This is a genomic window from Mesorhizobium sp. M1396 (assembly GCF_040317725.1).
Lineage (GTDB): Bacteria > Pseudomonadota > Alphaproteobacteria > Rhizobiales > Rhizobiaceae > Mesorhizobium.
Map to the genome: position 1 here is coordinate 13,949 of NZ_JAMYLA010000014.1, position 20,124 is coordinate 34,072.

Consider the following 20,124-nt stretch of genomic DNA (forward strand, 5'->3'; position numbering starts at 1 on the left):
CCCGTCATCATCGGCATGACCCTGGGGCCACTCGCCGAAACCCAGTTCCGCCGGGCGATGACCATCTCGAATGGCGATTGGTCGGTGTTTTACACCCACAAGCTTTCGCTGACGCTGCTGAGGCTCGCCTTCACCGTCATCTATGGCGAACTCGGCTTTCCGCCGCCGCTGACGCGCGGGCTTTTCGTTCTGTCGCGCTCGGTCGGCATCCTGGCGCATGCCTGGGAGCAGTCGCAGCAAACCGAGCGGAACAAGGGGCCGCTGCCGCGCGAGTGGTTGTGGGCCTATACCGGCACGCCGGCGCGACCGTTTCCCGAAGGGGATGACACCGGCGAGTGAGGCCTGACCCTAGTCTGGAGTGACCGGCGCAGGCTGGGGGAGATTCAAGGTCTTCACCAATGTCGAAAGTTCGGGCTCATCGATGAGCATGGCCGCGTCGGCCGGCGCCAGCCAGGCCCGTTGGCGTCGTTTGGCTTCCTGCCAGTCGGCCAGTTCCTCGGTCACCTCAAGCAAATAGACGATGACGTCGACGCGGACAAAGCGGTTGGCCAGCCGTTTCCAGTAGGAATAAGTGCCCGCCGGCTGCTTCAGTGTCTTGCCGAGCACGCCGGCTTCCTCCTGCGCCTCGATGGTGGCCGCCTTGCGTCCGCTCTTGCCCGTCATCGGCCATCCCTTGGGGACGATGAAACGTCTGGTGGTTCGCGACGTCACCAGCATCACCTCGATATCGCCGCGCGCGTTCAGCCGAAAGGGAATAGCCGCCACCTGGCGGATCCTCTCGCCCTTCTTTGCCTTGCGTACGGCCTTTTTCTTGGTGGCTGCCATTTCGTCGATCCAGTCGATGCAATGCCGCATAGCGCGACAAGGCATCGTTGCAAAACCAAAACTTTCGCGTGTGCCGAAAGGCACCCCGAATACATAAGTCGGCTAAATAAATGAAAAACGCCTGGATGTCAGCGGCAATTGCTCACGGCGGTGGTGCCGATTATCTGCGTCTGGCAGCCTGGCTTGAGTTGCTGCATGACTGTCGGCGGCTGCCGAACGATCTGACGGTCCTGGGCACGATACTGCTGCTGTTGCTGCTGGTATTGCTGCCGCTGAACCCTGTTTTGCAGGATTTGCAGGTCGTTCTGCCGGATCAGCGCGTTGTCGCCGGTGGCGGAATTGAGGGCTTGCGCGGAAGTGGGCAGGCGAGCGCCCACCAGCATTGCCGTGGCCACCATTGCCGATGTGAAAATCGTTGATGGTCGAAGCGCCGACATTCGCTCATTCCCGCGTCATGAATCCTGCTCTCAATATAGGGGCGTCTGTCCGGCCGTGCCATATCCAAGCGTTGATCGAAACGAAATCGGCCTGTCGACCGCCGAATAGCGGCGGCCTAGAATCTGCCTGGCAACCCCGCATTGAACTTGACGGAAGCCGTCGATTCGCCGCTCTATCGGGTCGGCGCCGGCCTTGAGCCGAACGGCGTCAACGGCGTCGGCATGTCCATCAGGTATAATGGCGCCTTCGGCGAAACATTAAACGGAACGCGATCAGCGCGTCTCTCAAGGTCAGCTTCCAGCTGGCCCAAGGCAGAGCCGGGCGGGAGGGATCTTTATGAGGAAGTACGCGTATCTGGTGGCGATGCTGGGTGTTGCCTGCACCATCGGCGTGCCGGCCGTGGCGGCGCAGACCAAGGGCGACAAGGTCACGGCGCCGCCCGCCGCCGCCGATGCGCCGCAGCTACCTGGTGGCGCGTCGGCACTGTCCGAAACCCATGGCGATTGGACGGTCAATTGCCAGATATCAGGCACGACCAAGACCTGCAGCCTGTCGCATCAGCAATTCAACAAGCAAAGCAACCAGCGCCTGCTGGCGATCGAGTTGTCGAGCAAGACCGGCGAGGATGCCACGGGAACGCTTGCGCTGCCGTTCGGCCTGGGGTTGGCCAAGGGGGTCAGCCTGACCATCGACGATCAGAAACTGGACGGCAGCCTGGCATTCAACACCTGCCAGGTCGTCGGCTGTCTGGTGCCGGTGGCGTTCGATGCGACTGTCACGCCGCTGCTGAAGTCAGGTACCACCCTGAAGATCGACGCCTTCGCGGCCGACACCGGACAAGCGGTGAGCTTTTCCATTCCGCTCAACGGCTTCGCTGGCGCGCTTGCCCGAACCGCGGAGCTTTTGACCAATTGACCGCAGACGTCATGCAGGGCCGCGAACTTAAAGCGCGCCGACTGATGCCGTGTCGCGGCACGGGCGGTGCATCACCGCAGCGAACGTGACGGCAGGAGGTCTTTGCGTCGGCTCAAACGACGATCGTTTTCAACTGTTCCGCGATCAGGGCGGCGAGCCGCGCCGCCACCTCGTCCTTGCTCATCTCGGGCCACTCCTCGACGCCGGCCTTCGACACGATCCGCACCCGATTGCGATCGCCGCCCATCACGCCCGAATGACCGACGCCGCTTTCCTGGGACACGTCGTTGGCAACGATGAAATCGGCGCCCTTCTTCCGGAGCTTGGCCTCGGCGTTGCGCAAGAGATCCTGTGTCTCGGCGGCGAAGCCGATCACCAGGCCGGGTCGCTGGCTGTGATGGCCAATCCCGGCGAGAATGTCGGGGTTCTCGACCATGCGCAGCACCGGCGGCCCTTCGCCCGCGACCTTCTTGATCTTCTCACCGGCCGAATTTTCGCTGCGCCAGTCGGCAACGGCGGCGACGAACACCGCCGCGTCGGCGGGCAAAAGCTGTTCGACCGCATCGCGCATCTCTTGCGCACGTTCGACATGGATGGTCTTCACCCCGGCGGGATCGGCAATGCCGACCGGGCCGGAGACGAGACGCACATCGGCGCCGAGTCTCGCTAGTGCCGCGGCGATGGCATGGCCCTGCTTGCCGGACGAACGGTTGGCGATATAGCGCACCGGGTCGATCGGCTCATGCGTCGGGCCGGAGGTGACGATGATCTTGCGCCCCGATAGCGGCTTGGGACCGACATCGAGCAGCGCCTCGATGGCGGCGACGATCTCCAGCGGCTCGGCCATGCGGCCTTCGCCCGCCTCATTGCTTTCGGCCATCTCGCCCTTGGCCGGGCCTACAAAGGCAATGCCGTCCTTCCGTAGCGCCGCACGGTTGCGGCGGGTGGCCGGATGCGCCCACATCTTGGGGTTCATGGCAGGCGCCATCAACACCGGCTTGTCGGTGGCGATGAGCACGGTGGAGGCAAGATCGTTGGCGTGGCCATTGGCAAGCTTGGCCATCAGGTCGGCGGTGGCGGGCGCCACCACCAGAAGGTCGGCCTCGCGCGACAACCTGATATGACCGACATCGTGCTCGTCCTGGCGGTCGAACAGGTCGGTGAAGACATGGTCGGCCGAGAGCGCGCCGACCGATAGCGTGGTGACGAATTCCTGCGCGGCCGATGTCATCACCACCCGAACGGCAGCCCCGCGCTCGCGCAGCCGGCGGATGAGATCGAGCGCCTTGTAGGCGGCAATGCCGCCACCGATGATGAGCAGGATGCGCTTGCCGGAGAGGCCGCGCGACAGCCTCTTGCCTGCCGGGGCGGTAGCCGGGGTCGCCGCGCCGTGCACGCTGGTCAACTCGCGCAGCGTTTTCTCGATCTGGTCGATGCGGCCCACTGGGCCGATCTGCCCGTCAACGGCGGCCCGGATCATGACCCGCGCCTGCTCTTCCATGGAGCGGTCGTTCTCCGCCGCCAATCGGCGCAGCAACTCCTTGACCTCATCGTCAAGGTTGCGGATTGTAATGCTGGCCATGTGATTGCACTCGGATGGGATTGTCGAGTGCAATGATAGCAATGCAATCAAATTGCCGCAAGTTGCGGACTCCGAGTCTGAAGCGGCTGGAATGTTAGACGATCTTCCAGGCGATATAGACCAGCGTCAGTGCGACCACCCACAGGGCCAGGCGGCCGGAGCGGCTGTAATGCGCCTCGGCCTTGCCTATGGCGCGCGCGGTGGTCTCGTCGAAGCGCAGGCCGTGCTCGGCCATTAGGTCGATCTCGCGTGACAGCCGATCGGTGCGCGCCGCAAGCTCGGGCGCCTGGCGGGCCAGTGTCAGCAGCGCCTTGGCGCCGTCGCGCGCGTCGAGCATCATGCCACGTGGGCCAAGGTTACCGGCGATCCAGCCGCTTACCACCGGCTCGGCCGTCTTCCACATGTTGAAAGCCGGGTCGAGCGTGCGCGCGACGCCCTCGACCACCACCATGGTCTTCTGCAGCAGGATCAGTTCTGGCCGGGTGGCCATGTCGAACAGTTCGGTTACCTCGAACAGCAGCGTCAAAAGCTTGGCCATCGAAATGGTCTCGGCCGGCTGGCCGTGGATCGGCTCACCGATCGCCCGGATCGCTTGCGCGAAGGCCGCGACATTGTGCTGGCGCGGCACGTAGCCAGCCTCGAAATGCACCTCGGCGACACGCAGATAGTCGCGCACGATGAAGCCGTAGAGGATTTCGGCGAGGAAACGGCGCTCCTTCTTGCCGAGACGTCCGGCAATGCCGAGATCGACGGCGACGATGGTGCCGTTTGCCTCGACGAAGAGGTTGCCCGGATGCATATCGGCATGGAAGAAGCCGTCACGCAGCGTGTGACGCAGGAACGACTGGATGAGGTTGGCGGCGATCGTCTTCAGATCGTGGCCGGCGGTTTCCAGGCCGGCAATGTCGTTCATCTTGACGCCGTCGACCCATTCCATGGTCAGCACGTCACGGCCGGTGCGCTCCCAATCGACGGATGGTACGCGGAAGCCGGGATCATCCTTGGTGTTCTCGCCGAGTTCCGAAAGCGCCGCCGCCTCGAGGCGAAGATCCATCTCGATTTTGGTGGTCTGCGCCAGCGTCTCGGTGACCTCGACCGGCCGCAGACGACGGGACGACGGAATGTATTTTTCCTGCAGGCGAGCGGCGAGGAAATAGCTTTCGAGATCCTGGAAGAAGCGGCGGCGCACTCCCGGCCGAATCACCTTGACCGCCACCTTGATGGCAACGCCGTTGTGGATCGCGTCGGCGGCATGGACCTGGGCGATGGAGGCGGCAGCGACCGGGTCGCCAAACTGCGAATAGAGATCGCCGATCTTGCGCCCGAGCGAAGCTTCGATCGCCGCAACCGCCTCGATCTTCGGGAAGGTGTGCATCTTGTCCTGCAACATGGCGAGATCAAGCGCCATGTCGTTGCCGACGACGTCGGGCCGCGTCGCCAGGAACTGGCCGAGCTTGACATAGGAGGGACCGAGCCGGACGACCGCCTTGGCCAGCCGGTCGCTGCGCTCATAGGCAAGCGCGCGGCGGCGGGTGAACAGCCGTGCCAGCCGCCAGCCAAATTTCGGCAGGCCGGACAGTTCGTCGCCTGGCAAGGCGGCAACGACGCCCTCGCGCATAAGCACCCAGCCGGCGCGCATAAGCCGAAATCCAGCGCTGGCGGTGCTCATGGCCGCGCCCGTTCTGCCGGCTCTTCGAACCGGCATAGCGCATGTCGAACGTGAAAAATGCCCCCCGGCCTCAAAGCTTCCAGCCCGAATGAAGCGCGGCAATACCGCCGGAATAGTTGCGGAAGGAAACGCGATCGAAGCCGGCGCGGGAAATCATCGTCGCGAAATTCTGCTGGTTGGGAAACCTTGCGATCGATTCGACCAGATAGGAATAGGGCTCGCCGTCGCCGGTCACCATCTTGCCTATCTTCGGAATGGCGTTGAACGACCAGGCTTCGTAGACCTTATCGAGCAGCGGCATCTCGACCTCGGAAAATTCAAGGCACAGGAAGCGCCCTCCCGGCTTCAACACGCGGAACGCTTCACCGAGTGCGACATCGATGCGCGGCACGTTGCGGATGCCGAAAGCGATGGTGTAGGCGTCGAATGTGGCGTCGGGAAAGGGCAGTTCCTCGGCATTGGCCTCGACGAAATCGGTATTGCCGGACAGGCCTATCTTTTCGGCCCGGTCGCGACCGACGGCCAGCATCGAGCCATTGATGTCGAGCACCGTGGCATGGGCATTGCCGTGGCTGGCATCGACGATGCGAAAGGCGATGTCGCCGGTGCCGCCGGCAACGTCGAGCACCCGCCAGCCGATCCTTTTTGGAGGATTGAGCCATGTCACCATGGCATCCTTCCACAGCCGGTGCAGGCCGGCCGACATCAGATCGTTCATCAGGTCGTAGCGGTAGGCCACCTTGTGGAAAACATCGTTGACCAGGGACTGCTTGTCGCCAGCCCCAACACGCTTGAAACCATAAGAGGTTTCCATGCCGCTCGCGGCCGTGGTTCTCTCAACTGACATTTTTTTGATCCGTCATAAAACCGGCGGGACCATAGCCGATCGATGGTGCGGGCGCTATTGTTTAAGGCGCGGTGTTCGGCCGCGCTTCCAGGTGGCGGTTTTCAAGACCTGGACTGACCGACGGGATGATTGAATGCCTTTGAAAGCGGAACTGCACTGCCACATCGAAGGGGCAGCGGCGCCTGAACTCGTCATCCGCCAGGCGCAGAAATACGGCAAGGACACCTCGCCCTATATCCAGAACGGTTCGTTCGTCTGGCACGATTTCACCTCCTTCCTCGCGGCTTACGACTTTTCCTCCGATCTGTTCCGGACCGAGGAGGACTATGCGCGGCTGGCCGATCATTATCTGACCAGCCTTGCCCGCGATGGGGCTATCTATTCCGAGATATTCACTTCGCCGGACCACGCCAGGAAGGCCGGGCTTTCGCCCAAGGCCTATACCGATGCGCTTGGCGAAGGCATGGCGCGCGCCAAGGCCAAGACCGGCATCGAGGGCCGCATGATCGTTACCGGCGTGCGCCATGTCGGCGTCGAGTCGATCGAGCAGGCGGCGCGTTTCGCGGCGCGCTGCGGGCACCCGCTGGTCACCGGTTTCGGCGTCGCCGGCGATGAGCGCATCGGCGAGATGGAAGACTATGTCAGGGCTTTCGAGATCGCCCGCGAGGCCGGGCTCGGCATCACCATCCATGCCGGCGAACTGACAGGCTGGGAGACCGTCCAGGCGGCGCTCGACCACATCCGTCCGTCCCGCATCGGCCATGGCGTGCGTGCCATCGAGAACCCGGACCTTGTTCGGCGCATCGCCGACGAGGGCGTCGTGCTGGAATGTTGCCCCGGCTCCAACATCGCGCTCAAGGTGTTCGACAGTTTTGCCGACCATCCGTTTCCGGCCCTGCAGACGGCTGGCTGCAAGGTGACGCTCAATTCCGACGATCCGCCTTATTTCTGGACCTCGCTGAAGCGCGAATACGACATCGCCGCCGAGCATTTCGCGATGAACGAAAAGGCGCTGGTCGCCGTGACCCGGACCGCCATCGAAGCCGCTTTCGTCGACAAAAAGACCAAGTCAGCACTTCTTGCCCGGTTGAACAGCGCGGCACGCTGATTTCTGCCGACAAAGCTGTGGTCGGGTCGGGCTAGGCGGTTCCTTGGCCGCCGCATTGTCGCTAGGGTTCGCTCAAGCAGCTTGGAGCGCGGCGCGTCCGAAAGGACCATGCGCACTTTCGGTCGCAGGCATCAGGAGAACACCATGAAGGGCGTCACCGTCATCGACCATCCGCTTGTCCAGCACAAGCTGACCATCATGCGCAAGAAGGAGACCTCGACGGCCGGCTTCCGCCGGCTGCTGCGCGAAATATCGCTGCTGCTTGGCTACGAGGTCACCCGCAACCTCGAACTGACGACGACGACGATCGAAACGCCGATGGAAACCATGGAGGCGCCGACGCTGGAGGGCAAGAAGCTGGTCTTCGCCTCGGTGCTGCGCGCCGGCAACGGCTTGCTGGAAGGCCTGCTCGACCTGGTGCCGGCGGCCCGCGTCGCCCATGTCGGTCTCTACCGCGATCACGAAACACTGGAAGCGGTGGAATATTTCTTCAAGGCGCCGAGCGACCTCGCCGACCGTCTGGTGATCGTCGTCGATCCGATGCTGGCGACCGCCAATTCGGCGATCGCGGCGATCGACAAGCTGAAGGAGCGCGGCGCCACCAACATCCGTTTCCTTTGCCTGCTGGCAGCGCCCGAAGGCATCGAGCGCTTCACCAAGGCGCATCCGGACGTTCCCGTCTTCACGGCATCCATCGACCGCCAGCTCAACGAGAAGGGCTACATCATGCCCGGCCTCGGCGATGCCGGCGACCGCATGTACGGGACCAAATAGTACCAGGCAAAGTTGCCTGGTACTATTTACCGAATATTTACGCAAAGGCGCGGTTTTGGCGCCCGTTAAAGCGGCAAACACCATCCGGGCTTAAGGATCGGCCCTCAACTACAGCGCCGCGCGTCCATTCGGACGCGCAAAGGACGCTGTAGCGCTTTGATTTTGCGCATGATCCTTTCCGAAAATCGATCCCGATTTTCGGGGTCATGCGGCGAGGCCGATCCATGCTGCGCAAACTTCTCATCCTTGGCGTTTTCGCCGGCACGTCGGCATCGATACCGATTGTGTATCAGTCGAATCCGCAATTCGTTGAAAACCTGCTGAAATCCACGGTGACGAGCAAACAAGCGGTCGAAGCCCAATCCGACGTCAATTTGGCATCGGTCCCCGACAAGCCGGTGGCGCCGCTGCCGATGGGCCGCAAGGTCGTCGTTGCGGCAGACGAGCGCGGACACTTCTCGTCGGCCTTCAAACTCAACGGACGTCAGATCGACGGCATGATCGACACCGGCGCCACACTGGTCGCCATCAACATTTCAACGGCGCGCAAGATCGGCCTGTCGCTGAACCCTTCCGACTTCAGTCACGAGGTCAGCACCGCCAACGGCACCATCAAGGCAGCCGTGGCAATGATCGGCCGCCTGCAGATCGGCAACATCACGGTCAACGACGTCCAGACCATCGTGCTCGAAGATAGGGCGCTGCGCACCAATCTGATCGGCATGAGTTTCCTTAATCGGCTCGATAAATACCAGGTCGAGGACGGCACGCTGCTGCTCGTTCAGTAAAGTCCTATTCGTTTTCCGCAATTCCCAAGGGAAAGCGCTATGCGCTTTTCCCGGGAAAACCGTTACACATTTTTCCTGGAATTGCTCAGCCGCGCGGCAGGATCCGCCGGATGACCGACTTGTCGGCGGCCGGCTTCGAAGCGCCGACCGTATAGGCCGAAAGCACGGCGGCGGCGGCAGCCTCGGCATTGGCCGATGAGCGGGCATGGACCAGCGCCAGCGGCTCGCCGACCCTGACCTCCGCGCCGATAGGCAACAGCCTGGTGATGCCGACCGCAGGGTCGACCTTGTCGTCCGGCCGCGTGCGTCCGCCTCCCAGGCTAACCACGGCGAGCCCAATGTCTCGGGTGGCGATGCCGGTGACGAAGCCGTTTTCGGTCGCCCTGACGGCAAATTCGGTCGCCGCCACTGGCAGATATTTTTCCGGCTTCTCGATGAAATCGGCCGGACCCCCAAGCGCGGCCACCATGCGCGAGAAGGTGGCGGCGGCGCGGCCGCTGGCGAGCGTCTCGGTGGCGCGCCGCATGCCATCCTGGTTGGACGACACCAGTCCCGCCGACTGCAGCATTTCGGCGGCCAGCGCCAGCGTCACGTCCTCCAGCCGATGGTCGCGAAACCGGCCAGTGAGGAAATCGACGGCATTGCGCACCTCGACGGCGTTGCCGGCGGCCGATGCCAGCGGCTCGTTCATGCCGGTGATCAACGCCGAGGCCTTCAGCCCGGCACCATTGGCGATCTCGACCAGGCTGTTGGCGAGTGCGGTTGCGTCGCGCGACTTCTCCATGAAGGCGCCGTTGCCGACCTTGACATCGAGCACCAGCGATTGCAGCCCGGCAGCCAGCTTCTTCGACAGGATCGAGGCGGTGATCAGCGGCACCGATTCGACGGTTCCGGTGACGTCGCGGATCGCATAGAGCCGTCGATCGGCGGGCGCGAGGTCGGCGGTCTGGCCGATGATGGCGCAGCCGGTTTCAAGAACGGCCTTGCGAAACAGCGCGATATCGGGCTGGCTCACATAGCCGGGGATCGCATCCATCTTGTCCAGCGTGCCGCCGGTGTGGCCAAGGCCACGGCCTGATATCATCGGCACATAGGCGCCACAGGCGGCGACGATCGGCGCCAGCATGAGCGAGACATTGTCGCCGACCCCGCCGGTCGAATGCTTGTCGGTGACCGGACCGGGCAGGTCCGACCAGTTGAGCACGTCACCGGAATCGCGCATCGCGAGCGTCAGCGCCACCGCCTCGTCGCGGCTCATGCCGTTGAAGAACACCGCCATGGCGAAGGCACCGACCTGACCGTCCGAAACGGCCCCATCGGTCACGCCCTCGACGAAGCCGGCGATCTCCTGCTCCGACAGCCTCAGGCCGTCGCGCTTGCGGCGGATGATTTCCTGCGGAAGCATCAGCTCTCCAGCAGTCCGTCGCGGAACACGCGCTGCAGGATGGTTGCCAGCCGCGCGCCGCCTATCGGTGCCATGTCCTTGGTCTCCTGGTGCGAAAGCTCGGCACCGGTCATGCCGGCCGCCAGATTGGTGATGACCGAACAGGCGGCGACGCGCAGCCCGAGGAAACGGGCGAGAATGACCTCCGGTACGGTCGACATGCCGACCGCGTTGGCGCCCATGATGCGCGCCATGCGGATTTCAGCGGGTGTTTCGAAGCACGGCCCCGAGAACCACATGTAGACGCCCTTGTGCAGCGCGGTGCCGGTCGCTTTCGCCGCCCGTTCGATCGCCTTGCGGATGCCGGCATCATAGGCTTCGGTGAGACCAACGAAGCGGCGGTCGCTGGGCTCCCCGATGAGTGGGTTGGTGCCCGAGAAATTGATGTGGTCCGATATCAGCATCACCGAGCCCGGCGGCATATCCGGATCGACCGAGCCGGCTGCATTGGTGAGGATCAGTTTCGTGATGCCGATGCCGGCAAGCACCTCCAGCACCGGACGCATCGCCGCAGCAACGCCGTGCTCATAGTAGTGGGCGCGGCCCGACAGCATCAGCACCGGCACGCCGGCGAACAGCCCCGCCACCACCTCACCGGCATGGCCGGTGACGCCGCTTCTGGGAAAGCCCGGCAACTCGGCATAGGAGATGCGGATCGGATCCTCGATCTGGTCGACAAGACCGCCCAGGCCCGAACCCAGCACAAGCGCCGTCAACGGTGCGAGACCGTCCAGCCTTTCGATGAGATGATCCAGCGCCTTTTCCGTCATTTCAGCCAATTCCGAGTCAGGTCTTCATTGCAAGATGTCGCCGCGGAAACCATAGGGCAGCATGTCGCCCATGGTCACGGTTTCGGCCACGCCGGCATTGTCGCAGAGATAGAGCTTGGTTTCGGGCCGGCAGAATTCGGCCAGCCGCTGCCGGCAGCCACCGCAAGGCGAGCATTTCGCCATGCGCTCGGCAAGAACGGCGATCTCCACGATCTTGCCGCCCCCGCCCATGATGTAGTGACCGAGCGCTGTGGTCTCCGCGCACCAGCCTTCCGGATAGGAGGCGACCTCGATATTGGCGCCGGTAAAGATACGCCCGTCCTCGGTGCGCAAGGCAGCGCCCACTGGAAACTTCGAATAGGGCGCATAGGCCTTGGCCATGGCAGCCTTGGCGGCCTCGAACAGATCATGCGACATTCAGGTGTTCTCTCCGATGATCATGTCCAAAAACCGGCACTAAGCCGCCCCGTTGCTCCCGCTCAGCGTTCCTTGACATATGGTACGCCGCCGGCGCGTGGCGGAATGGCCTTGCCGATGAAGCCGGCGAGCAGGATGACGGTGAGGATGTAGGGCAGCGCCTGCATGAACTGCACCGGCACCTTGCCGATGATGGGCAGCGGCGAGCCTTGCAGACGGATCGACAGCGCATCGAGGAAGCCGAACAGCAGGCAGGCGAACATGGCGTTGACCGGCTTCCACTTGGCGAAGATCAGCGCGGCCAGCGCGATATAGCCCTTGCCGGCGGTCATGTCCTTCACGAAGCCGCCATTCTGCACCATCGACAGATAGGCGCCGGCGATGCCGGTGAGGATGCCCGTGCAGATCAGTGCCCGGTAGCGCAGCCAGGCGACCGAGATGCCGGCGGTATCGACGGCGGCCGGGTTCTCGCCGACGGCGCGCAGGCGCAGGCCGAACCGGGTGCGAAACAGCACCCACCAGGTGAACGGCACCATCGCGAAAGCGAGATAGACCAGGATCGAGTGGCCCGACAGCAGTTCGGCATAGATCGGCCCGATGATCGGCACGTCGTGCAGGGCGGCGGCACCAGGCCAGATGATGGCCTCGAAGCGCTCGCCCGGTTGCAGCGCCGGCGTGCGCCCGCCTTGCTGGAACCAGGCTTGGCCGAGGATGATGGTCGATCCGGCGGCAATGAAATTGATTGCCACGCCGGAGACGATCTGGTTGCCGCGATGGGTGATCGAGGCGAAGCCGTGGATCATGGCAAACCCGACCGAGATCAGGATGGCCATGCCGAGGCCGAGAAAGGCCGAATGGAACACGGAAGCCGCCGCCGCTCCGGCGAAGGCGCCGACCAGCATCTTACCCTCGAGACCAATGTCGAAGATGCCGGCGCGTTCCGAATAGAGGCCGGCGAGGCATGCCAGCAGCAGCGGCACCGAGAGGCGGATGGTCGAGTCCAGTGTCTGGACGATTGCGTTGAACACATCCATCTCAGGCACCCTTACTCTTGATCGCTTCCATGCCGACCGACCTCGGATTGAACGAGGCGAACAGCGCCTGGATGTAAGGCCTGAACATGTGCTCGAGCGCGCCGGCAAACAGGATGACGAGACCCTGGATGATGACGATCATGTCGCGGCTGATCGCCGGCATTTCGAAGGCAAGCTCGGCGCCACCCTGGTAAAGCATGCCGAACAGGATCGCCGCCAGCACGATGCCGGCCGGGTGCAGGCGGCCCATCAGCGCCACGGCGATGCCGACGAAACCGGCGCCGGAAACGAAATCGATCGCGACATTGTGCTGGTCGCCCATTACCGGGTTGAGCGCCATCATGCCGGCGAGCGCGCCCGAGATCATCATGGCGGTGATGATGATGCGGGTTTCCGAAATGCCGGCATAGCGTGCCGCCTTCGGGCTGTGACCGTAGGTGCGCATCTCGTAGCCGAGCTTGGTGCGCCAGATCAGCAGCCAGACTAGGAAGGCCATGACCAACGCCAGCAGGAAGGAAATGTTCAGCGGCGCCGAACGGATCTTGGCGCCGAACAACTCGATGATCCAGTTGAGCTTCGGCAATTCCGCGCCGGCAAGAAAGTTGCGCGTTTGCGGCGCTTGCGACGCTGCCGGCTTCAAGGGGCCGACCAGCAGGTAAACCATGATCGAGGCGGCGATGAAGTTGAACATGATGGTGGTGATGACGATGTGCGAGCCGCGCTTGGCCTGCAGGTAGGCGGGGATGAGTCCCCACAACGCGCCCACGATCGCCGAAGCGACGATGGCCAGCGGAAATGTCAGCCACCATGGCAGCACGCTGTCGAAGGAAAGACAGACGATGGCGATGCCGAGGCCGGCGATGTAGGCCTGCCCCTCTGTGCCGATGTTGAACAGGCCGCAATGCGCCGCCACCGCCACGGAAAGCCCGGTGAAGATGAACGTCGTGGCATAGAACAGGGTGAAGGCAATGCCTGAGCCCTTGCCGAAGGCGCCCTCGACCAGGATGACGGCGGCGCGCAAGGGGTTTTCGCCGACCAGAAGCACGACGAAGCCGGCGACGACGAAGGCGACGAACAGATTGATCACCGGGATCAGGCCGTAGTCTGCCCAGGCCGGCAGCTTGGCGTAAGGCGTGCTCATTCCGCGGCCTCCTGGTGCTCGACGCCGGCCATCAGCAGGCCGAGTTCGCCTTCGGTCGCCTCAGGGCCGCGCTCGCCGACGATGCGGCCGGCAAACATCACCAGGATGCGGTCGGAGAGTGAACGGATCTCATCCAGTTCGACCGACACCACCAGCACTGCCTTGCCCTGGTCGCGCATGGCGATCAGGCGCTTGTGGATGAATTCGATGGCGCCGACATCGACGCCGCGCGTCGGCTGGCCGACAATCAGCACGCCGGGATCCTGTTCCATTTCGCGCGCGAGCACGATCTTCTGCTGGTTGCCGCCGGAAAAATTGGCGGTCTTGAGCCGGCAGTCCGTGGGGCGGATATCGTATTTAGCGATCTTGTCCTTGGCATCGTTGCGGATGGCATCGATGTTGAGGAACGGCCCATTCAGATAGCGGGGATCGTCGTGATAGCCGAGGATGGAGTTCTCGTTCTCCTCGAAGGCCAGCACCAACCCGACGTGATGGCGATCTTCCGGCACGTGCGCCAGGCCGCGATCGCGCAATTCTCCGGGGTCGGCGGCACCGGTCAGGTCGATCGGCTTGCCGTCGAGCATGACTGAGCCCGAGACCGCGCGCCTGATGCCGGAAATCGCCTCGAGCAGTTCGGATTGTCCGTTGCCGGCGACACCGGCGATGCCGACGATCTCGCCGGCCCTGATATCGAAGGAGATGTCGTCGACCATGGTGACGCCGCGTGTATCCTTCACCGTCAGGTTCTTGACCGCGAGCTTGACGCCGCCAGCTTCCGCCTCGCCCTTTTCGACCCTCAAGAGCACGCGCCGTCCGACCATCAGCTCAGCCAGTTCCTCGACTGTGGTCCTGGCGGTCTCGCGCGTCGCCACCATCGTTCCCTGACGCATGACCGACACGGTGTCGGTGATATCCATGATCTCGCGCAGTTTGTGAGTGATCAGCACCACCGTCTTGCCCTGGTCCTTCAGCTGCCTGAGGATGCGGAACAGATGGTCGGCCTCTGCCGGTGTCAACACGCCCGTCGGTTCGTCGAGGATCAGGATCTCGGCGCCGCGATAAAGCGCCTTGAGGATCTCGACACGCTGCTGCAGGCCGACCGGCAGTTCCTCGATGATCGCATCGGGATCGACCTCCAGCCCGTATTCGCGTTCGAGACGCTCGAGTTCGGAGCGCGCCTTGGCGATGCTCTTCTTCAGCAGGGCATCGCTCTCGGCGCCGAGGATGACGTTTTCCAGCACCGAGAAGTTGTCGACCAGCATGAAGTGCTGGTGCACCATGCCGATGCCGAGCGCGATGGCGTCATTGGGCGTGTTGATCGCCGTCGGCTGGCCGCCGACTCGGATCTCGCCGCTATCGGCCTGGTAGAAGCCATAGAGGATCGACATCAGCGTCGACTTGCCCGCGCCGTTCTCGCCGACGATGCCGTGGATGGTGCCTCGCGCGATCTCCAGATTGATGTCCCGGTTGGCGCGCACGGCGCCAAAACTCTTGTCGATGCCGATCAGCTCGATTGCGGCTTGCGCCATGCAGCCTGTCCCACTCTTATTTTTTTATCGCTTGGTCAAAACGCCTAGCATGACGCTCCGCCCGTGCCAATTGGCCGGAGCAGGGCCACTCTCGACAAATCCCGGTGTGCTTGTCAATTTCCAACGTGGCCGGGGCCTTCACATTCGCTAATATGGCGAAGCCGAAATTCGCATCACGGCGCAAAGGCTGTACGCTGCAAGACTGGGGATTTTGAATGACCGTGTTCGCCAACCGGCTGACGACGCTGGAGATCCGCGCCGCCGAACAGGAGAAGACCATCGAGGAACTGTCCGGCCAGATCGCCGAACAGTGGAAGGTGATCGAGCGCATGCAGCGCAAGCTCGATGCGCTGACCGATCGGTTTCTGGCACTGGAGGAGCAGACAGGAGACGAAGTGCCTGTAACCAAGCCGCCGCACTGGTGAGGAAAAGGGGCGCGCCCGCCATGGCCAGTGAAAGCGATCGTATCGCGCGGGCCGGCGACTATGTGCTCGGCCTGATGAACGACATGGAACGCGAACGGGCCGAGCGCGATCTGGAAATCGACCCGGCCTTCCGCGATGCGGTCGTGCGGCTTGCCGAACGCATGCATGTCTTCGACGATGCCGAACCTGAAGAGCGCTGGAAGCAGATCACGCAGCGCATCGGCGACCTGCCGCAGATGCGCAGCTCCGGGCTGGGCGATGCCGGGTCGCCAGCCGTGATCGAACGCCTGTCGCAGCGGCCGCACGGCATCGGCTTGCACGCGCTTGGCGGCCGGCGCGGATTTGTCGTTGCCGTCGGCCTGATCGTGGCCTTCGCGCTGGGGTATCTGGCGGGTAAATTATAGGCCACGCAAAACCGCCGAGCTTGCGCCCGGCGGTTTGCAAGATCATGGCCGATATTTATGCCGCTCAATAGGGGCAGGCGTTGTCGGCGGTGTAGTCGTGCACCTGGATCTTGCCGGAGATGATGTCGGCCTTGGCCTTTTCGACGGCCGCCTTCATCTCGTCGGTCACCAGCGCCTTGTTGTTCTCGTCCATGGCGTAGTCGACGCCGCCTTCCTTGAGGCCGAGATTTTGCAGGCCACCCTTGAAGGTGCCGTTCTTGCCGTCCATGAAGGCGTTGTAGACGGCAACGTCGACGCGCTTCATCATCGAGGTCAGCACTTTGCCGGGCTGCAGGCCGTTCTGGTTGGAATCGACGCCGATGCCAAGCTTGCCGGCATCAGCCGCCGCCTGCAGCACGCCGACGCCGGTGCCGCCCGCCGCGGCGTAGACCACGTCGGAGCCCTGGTCGATCTGTGTCTTGGCAATCTCGCCGCCCTTGGCCGGGTCGTTCCAGGCAGCCGGCGTGTCACCGGTCATGTTCTGGATGACGTCCGTCGCGCCGGCCGACTTGGCGCCGCCGACATAGCCGCATTCGAACTTGCGGATCAGCGGAATGTCCATGCCGCCGATGAAGGAGACCTTCTTCGACTTCGAAGCCATCGCCGCCAGGATGCCGACCAGATAGGAGCCTTCATTCTCCTTGAATACCAGCGAGCGGACATTGGGCAGATCGACGGCGTCGTCGATGATGGCGAAGTTGAGGTCGGGATATTCGGCCGCGACCTTCTTCAGCGCGTCCTCCCAGGCAAAGCCGGCCATGACGATCGGGTTGCGGCCGTCCTCGGCAAAGCGGCGCAGCGCCTGCTCGCGCTGCGAGGCGTTGGAGACCTCGAATTCGACATAGGCCGTGCCGGTCTCGGTCTTGAACTTTTCGGCGCCGTGGTAGGCTGCCTCGTTGAAGGATTTGTCGAACTTGCCGCCGAGATCATAGAGAAGCGCCGGCTGGACATCCGCGGCGAAAGCCGGAAGAACCATTGCGGTTGCGGCCAGGAGGCCGAGAACGATACGTTTCATGTGATCCACACCCTGTCGGTTATTTTTTCCGTTATGCACCGCATACCGGCCCGGTTCTCCGGCAGGCATGCGACGTCAGCCAGGAGTGTATTCCCCTCCCGCTCGGCGGCAATCTGGCACGGCCCGAAACAAAATTCACGCGGAATTTTGACCTTTTGGAAAAGCATGGCGCGGGCAAGCCGCGCGGAAGCTTGATCCCTGCGCCAAAGGCGTCAGGCGGAGGCGGCGGCCGGAATGTCGTAAGCGACGCCCGTGCCTTTCAAGTTGCAAGTGCCGTAAGGGTTCTTCGCCAGATATTGCTGGTGATCGCCTTCGGCGAAGTAGAATTCGGTCGCCGGCGCGATCTCGGTGGTGATCCTGCCGTGGCCGGCGCCGCGCAGCGAAGCCTCATAGGCATCGCGCGAGGCGCTCGCCGCCTGCAATTGCGCATCACCGATCGCGTAGATCGCGGAGCGGTAGGTGGTGCCGATATCATTGCCCTGGCGCATGCCTTGTGTCGGGTCATGGCTTTCCCAGAACAGCTTCAGAAGCGCGGCATAGGAGACGATCTTGGGGTCATGGACGACCAGCACCACTTCGGCATGGCCGGTAAGCCCGGTGCAGGTTTCCTGGTAGGTCGGATTGGGCGTGATGCCGCCGGCGTAGCCGACCGCCGTGACCCAGACGCCTTCCCTCCGCCAGAACAGCCGCTCCGCACCCCAGAAACAGCCGAGCCCGAACATCGCCGTCTCCAGCCCCTCGGGATAGGGACCCTTGAGCGGTCTTTTCAAGACCTTGTGCCGTGGTGCGGTCGGGATCGCCCTGGCGCGGCCCGGCAGGGCCTCGGACGGCTTCGGCAGATTGAGCTTCTTGTTCAGCATGTCGCTGAGAAAGAACATGCACGGCTTTCCTCTCTGGGTGAAACGCGGAAGGGGATCAGTTCGCGGCGAACCGTCCGCGCGGTTGCCGCCTGTAGCCGATCGCATAGAGCAGGAAGGCCAGCGCCGCGAACACGGCGAAGCCCGGCTGGTTGAGCGCCCAGGCGACGGCGCCGTCCCACAGCAGAGGGCCGGCCTTGGCCCGAACGAAGGTCTCGAAGGCGGCCCGAGTGTCCGGCGAGACCGCCAGCCAGCTGGTGTTGAGCGGTGTCAGCACCAGCACTGAGGCCGCCACGGTGCGCGTCGCGTCGAGCACCGCCATGATGACGGAAATCGACAGGGCGACCATGGCGGCAAGACGGAAGACGAAGCGAAACATCAGAGACCTTCCTCCCGGGCCAGTCCTCAAGCTCCTCCCGAGGGCCTTCCGGCACATTTCGAAACGAGAGATAGAATGGCCCTGCCCACTTCGCAATCGGCCTACGCGAATTTGAAGTCCGCGCTTTCTCCGGTCGACCCTAAGCCACCGGCTTGCGTTTGCGCCATTGGACACGCCAGACGGCGAAAATGCCGCCGCCGATGGCGCCGATCACCAGCCCGGCCAAGCCGATGAACACGGCAAAAAAGCCGCAGGCGCCTTCGAAGCAGCTCATGTCGGTGGTGTCGGCAATGATCGAGCCGGCGAAGAAGCCGGCGAGGGCGCCGATGACGGCGCCGAGGATGATGCCGAGCAGGGCAGCGACGATCGGTCTTTGCGTCACTCGACAGATGGCCAGAGGCGAAGTCAAGCAAGGCCAGCCGTGCGGTGTTGCCTGTGCACATCATTCGGCTGGCGGCGCCTCAAAACGGGCGCGCCGGGGGACTGGCGAAACGCTGTGTGGCCGGCAAAGCGAATAGACTGCCGTTATGGCTTGGCATTCGGCCCCGGATCGACTAGATGAGCCCCGCGCCTGTTGCTTCGACGGCTCAGGTGCAGGGGAAGGGCGTTCGCTGGTTGGCGACGCCGGCGCGGAATACCGCGCCACCGCCCCAAGGGAGGTGCATCTCCCCAACCCGCGCGGCGAAACCGGCCGGCGCGACATGCATGGACGGAGAGGTGGCCGAGTGGTTGAAGGCGCACGCCTGGAAAGTGTGTTTACGGGAGACCGTAACGCGGGTTCGAATCCCGCTCTCTCCGCCAGACCACAAAAAATGGTAGAATCCTCTGATATCGTTGCGTCTCGTAAGGGCGCCAGAAGGATCACGCGTGAACGCCCACGAGCCGGTTTTGGAATTGTTACGTGATCTGGTAGTGGTGATCCAAATCACAGGAGACGGCATGCCAAACGATGTAATCGTGCGCGACAGCAATGGCGCTCAATTGAATGACGGCGATTCCGTCACGCTGGTCAAGGATCTCAAAGTCAAAGGCTCTTCGGAGACGATCAAGCGGGGTACGCTGGTGAAGAACATTCGCCTCAACGGCAATCCCGGCGAGATCGAATGCAACACCAAGCAAGTGAAGGGCCTGGTGCTCAAAACCGAGTTCGTGAAGAAGGCGTGACCCTCAAGGCTGCAATCAAGATGCAGCTTCGGTAAATATCAACCGTCTCGTCCTTGCCAAAGAGCGCACAAGGCCAGTGATTGTTGCGGCGTATAGTTCTCGGCCCGCAGCGCGACCAGGCTTGTGAAAGTTTTATCCGCATTTTAACCAATGAAGCTCATCGTCCTAAATGGTGAGGTATCGACTCGCGAGGGCCGGCTGCACGATGACGTCCCGCATGGCCGGCGTGACGGCCAGCCGGTAGGGCGTGCGCGACGCACCGACCGCGACCCCTGGGATGGTCGCCAGGCCAAAACCTTTATGAAATTCCTATTTCTTTCCGCCCCGTCCCGTCTCGAACCTTTATGGCGATCGGGTCCATATTCCCCTTGAGAAAACACAACCGGTTCCGTCAGCGGCAAAAAATGCGGCGGGCCATGGCGTCGCGAATCTTCGTCGAGGGCGCAAAGTACAAGTGAGCAAAAGGAACAAACATAATGGACGGCATTGTTCTTGGGATCGGGGTTTTGTTTTTCGCCCTGTTCTTCACCTATGTCAAAGCCTGCGACAGAATTTGAGCT

The 20,124-nt window shown here is 63.0% G+C and carries 22 protein-coding genes, 1 tRNA gene and 1 pseudogene; 9 read left to right on the plus strand and 15 right to left on the minus strand.

What is annotated here, in order from left to right; translation table 11 throughout:
- Positions 1–126: 126 nt before the first annotated feature.
- Positions 127–339: pseudogene (locus NKH02_RS11335) on the plus strand (citryl-CoA lyase); the annotation flags it as partial.
- Between the two features lie 9 nt (positions 340–348).
- On the opposite strand, the gene NKH02_RS11340 reads toward NKH02_RS11335, so the two are convergent.
- Both NKH02_RS11340 and NKH02_RS11345 read right to left on the minus strand, forming a co-directional pair.
- Positions 349–825 carry an NUDIX hydrolase gene (locus NKH02_RS11340; protein ID WP_352863040.1) on the minus strand — a complete coding sequence of 159 codons (477 nt, stop codon included), beginning with the start codon at positions 823–825 and terminating at the stop codon, positions 349–351.
- A gap of 128 nt (positions 826–953) precedes the next feature.
- Positions 954–1,262, minus strand: coding sequence for a hypothetical protein (locus tag NKH02_RS11345; protein ID WP_352878729.1), 309 nt, complete (start codon positions 1,260–1,262; stop codon positions 954–956).
- Positions 1,263–1,599: 337 nt separating this feature from the next.
- Between NKH02_RS11345 and NKH02_RS11350 the strand changes: the two genes are divergently transcribed.
- Complete coding sequence (locus tag NKH02_RS11350; protein ID WP_352878732.1) at positions 1,600–2,178, plus strand: invasion associated locus B family protein; 579 nt, start codon at positions 1,600–1,602, stop codon at positions 2,176–2,178.
- Positions 2,179–2,290: 112 nt separating this feature from the next.
- On the opposite strand, the gene coaBC is transcribed toward NKH02_RS11350, so the two are convergent.
- The 3 genes from coaBC to ubiE all read right to left on the minus strand — a co-directional run bounded on the left by coaBC (position 2,291) and on the right by ubiE (position 6,276).
- Positions 2,291–3,760 (minus strand): bifunctional phosphopantothenoylcysteine decarboxylase/phosphopantothenate--cysteine ligase CoaBC, encoded by a 1,470-nt coding sequence (gene coaBC / locus NKH02_RS11355; RefSeq protein WP_352878734.1) that lies wholly within the window; start codon positions 3,758–3,760, stop codon positions 2,291–2,293.
- Between the two features lie 94 nt (positions 3,761–3,854).
- The gene (gene ubiB / locus NKH02_RS11360) at positions 3,855–5,429 is read right to left on the minus strand and encodes a 2-polyprenylphenol 6-hydroxylase (protein WP_352878737.1); all 1,575 of its coding nucleotides are present in this window, start codon (positions 5,427–5,429) and stop codon (positions 3,855–3,857) included.
- Positions 5,430–5,499: 70 nt separating this feature from the next.
- Positions 5,500–6,276, minus strand: a complete 777-nt coding sequence (gene ubiE / locus NKH02_RS11365) for a bifunctional demethylmenaquinone methyltransferase/2-methoxy-6-polyprenyl-1,4-benzoquinol methylase UbiE (protein WP_352878740.1) — start codon at positions 6,274–6,276, stop codon at positions 5,500–5,502.
- Between the two features lie 133 nt (positions 6,277–6,409).
- Between ubiE and NKH02_RS11370 the strand changes: the two genes are divergently transcribed.
- The 3 genes from NKH02_RS11370 (at position 6,410) to NKH02_RS11380 (ending at position 8,946) form a co-directional block, all read left to right on the plus strand.
- Positions 6,410–7,384, plus strand: a complete 975-nt coding sequence (locus tag NKH02_RS11370; RefSeq protein WP_352863052.1) for an adenosine deaminase — start codon at positions 6,410–6,412, stop codon at positions 7,382–7,384.
- Between the two features lie 144 nt (positions 7,385–7,528).
- On the plus strand, positions 7,529–8,158 hold the full coding sequence (gene upp, locus NKH02_RS11375; protein WP_352863054.1) for a uracil phosphoribosyltransferase: 630 nt from the start codon (positions 7,529–7,531) through the stop codon (positions 8,156–8,158).
- 224 nt (positions 8,159–8,382) lie between these two features.
- Positions 8,383–8,946: a TIGR02281 family clan AA aspartic protease gene (locus NKH02_RS11380; protein ID WP_352863056.1), complete on the plus strand. Its 564-nt coding sequence runs from the start codon at positions 8,383–8,385 to the stop codon at positions 8,944–8,946.
- A gap of 85 nt (positions 8,947–9,031) precedes the next feature.
- Here NKH02_RS11380 and deoA read toward each other — a convergent pair whose 3' ends face one another.
- From deoA to NKH02_RS11410, 6 genes are all read right to left on the minus strand, one after another.
- Entirely contained in the window at positions 9,032–10,351 is a 1,320-nt protein-coding gene (gene deoA, locus NKH02_RS11385; protein WP_352878743.1) for a thymidine phosphorylase, read from the minus strand.
- The gene (locus tag NKH02_RS11390) at positions 10,351–11,160 is read right to left on the minus strand and encodes a purine-nucleoside phosphorylase (RefSeq protein ID WP_352863059.1); all 810 of its coding nucleotides are present in this window, start codon (positions 11,158–11,160) and stop codon (positions 10,351–10,353) included. The genes deoA and NKH02_RS11390 overlap by 1 nt, the downstream gene beginning before the upstream one ends.
- Before the next feature lie 24 nt (positions 11,161–11,184).
- The gene (cdd, locus tag NKH02_RS11395) at positions 11,185–11,577 is read right to left on the minus strand and encodes a cytidine deaminase (RefSeq protein ID WP_352863061.1); all 393 of its coding nucleotides are present in this window, start codon (positions 11,575–11,577) and stop codon (positions 11,185–11,187) included.
- Between the two features lie 62 nt (positions 11,578–11,639).
- Positions 11,640–12,611 (minus strand): ABC transporter permease, encoded by a 972-nt coding sequence (locus NKH02_RS11400; protein WP_352863063.1) that lies wholly within the window; start codon positions 12,609–12,611, stop codon positions 11,640–11,642.
- A gap of 1 nt (position 12,612) precedes the next feature.
- Positions 12,613–13,752, minus strand: coding sequence for an ABC transporter permease (locus NKH02_RS11405; protein ID WP_352878745.1), 1,140 nt, complete (start codon positions 13,750–13,752; stop codon positions 12,613–12,615).
- Positions 13,749–15,281: an ABC transporter ATP-binding protein gene (locus NKH02_RS11410; RefSeq protein WP_352878748.1), complete on the minus strand. Its 1,533-nt coding sequence runs from the start codon at positions 15,279–15,281 to the stop codon at positions 13,749–13,751. The genes NKH02_RS11405 and NKH02_RS11410 overlap by 4 nt, the downstream gene beginning before the upstream one ends.
- Before the next feature lie 215 nt (positions 15,282–15,496).
- On the opposite strand from NKH02_RS11410, the gene NKH02_RS11415 reads away from it, so the two are divergent.
- Positions 15,497–15,706 carry a SlyX family protein gene (locus tag NKH02_RS11415; protein ID WP_352878750.1) on the plus strand — a complete coding sequence of 70 codons (210 nt, stop codon included), beginning with the start codon at positions 15,497–15,499 and terminating at the stop codon, positions 15,704–15,706.
- Positions 15,707–15,726: 20 nt separating this feature from the next.
- On the plus strand, positions 15,727–16,110 hold the full coding sequence (locus NKH02_RS11420; RefSeq protein WP_352878753.1) for a hypothetical protein: 384 nt from the start codon (positions 15,727–15,729) through the stop codon (positions 16,108–16,110).
- A 64-nt stretch (positions 16,111–16,174) separates the two neighbouring features.
- Here the strand turns inward: NKH02_RS11420 and NKH02_RS11425 are convergent, their stop codons facing one another.
- From NKH02_RS11425 to NKH02_RS11440, 4 genes are all read right to left on the minus strand, one after another.
- Positions 16,175–17,164 (minus strand): BMP family lipoprotein, encoded by a 990-nt coding sequence (locus NKH02_RS11425; RefSeq protein WP_352863073.1) that lies wholly within the window; start codon positions 17,162–17,164, stop codon positions 16,175–16,177.
- Positions 17,165–17,376: 212 nt separating this feature from the next.
- Complete coding sequence (msrA, locus tag NKH02_RS11430) at positions 17,377–18,042, minus strand: peptide-methionine (S)-S-oxide reductase MsrA (protein WP_352863075.1); 666 nt, start codon at positions 18,040–18,042, stop codon at positions 17,377–17,379.
- A gap of 37 nt (positions 18,043–18,079) precedes the next feature.
- Positions 18,080–18,400, minus strand: a complete 321-nt coding sequence (locus NKH02_RS11435; protein WP_352863077.1) for a hypothetical protein — start codon at positions 18,398–18,400, stop codon at positions 18,080–18,082.
- 139 nt (positions 18,401–18,539) lie between these two features.
- Complete coding sequence (locus NKH02_RS11440; RefSeq protein WP_352863079.1) at positions 18,540–18,782, minus strand: hypothetical protein; 243 nt, start codon at positions 18,780–18,782, stop codon at positions 18,540–18,542.
- Positions 18,783–19,111: 329 nt separating this feature from the next.
- On the opposite strand from NKH02_RS11440, the gene NKH02_RS11445 reads away from it, so the two are divergent.
- Positions 19,112–19,201 (plus strand) — tRNA-Ser (locus tag NKH02_RS11445).
- Between the two features lie 138 nt (positions 19,202–19,339).
- Positions 19,340–19,564 carry an alkylphosphonate utilization protein gene (locus tag NKH02_RS11450; RefSeq protein ID WP_352878908.1) on the plus strand — a complete coding sequence of 75 codons (225 nt, stop codon included), beginning with the start codon at positions 19,340–19,342 and terminating at the stop codon, positions 19,562–19,564.
- The last annotated feature ends 560 nt before the right edge of the window (positions 19,565–20,124 follow it).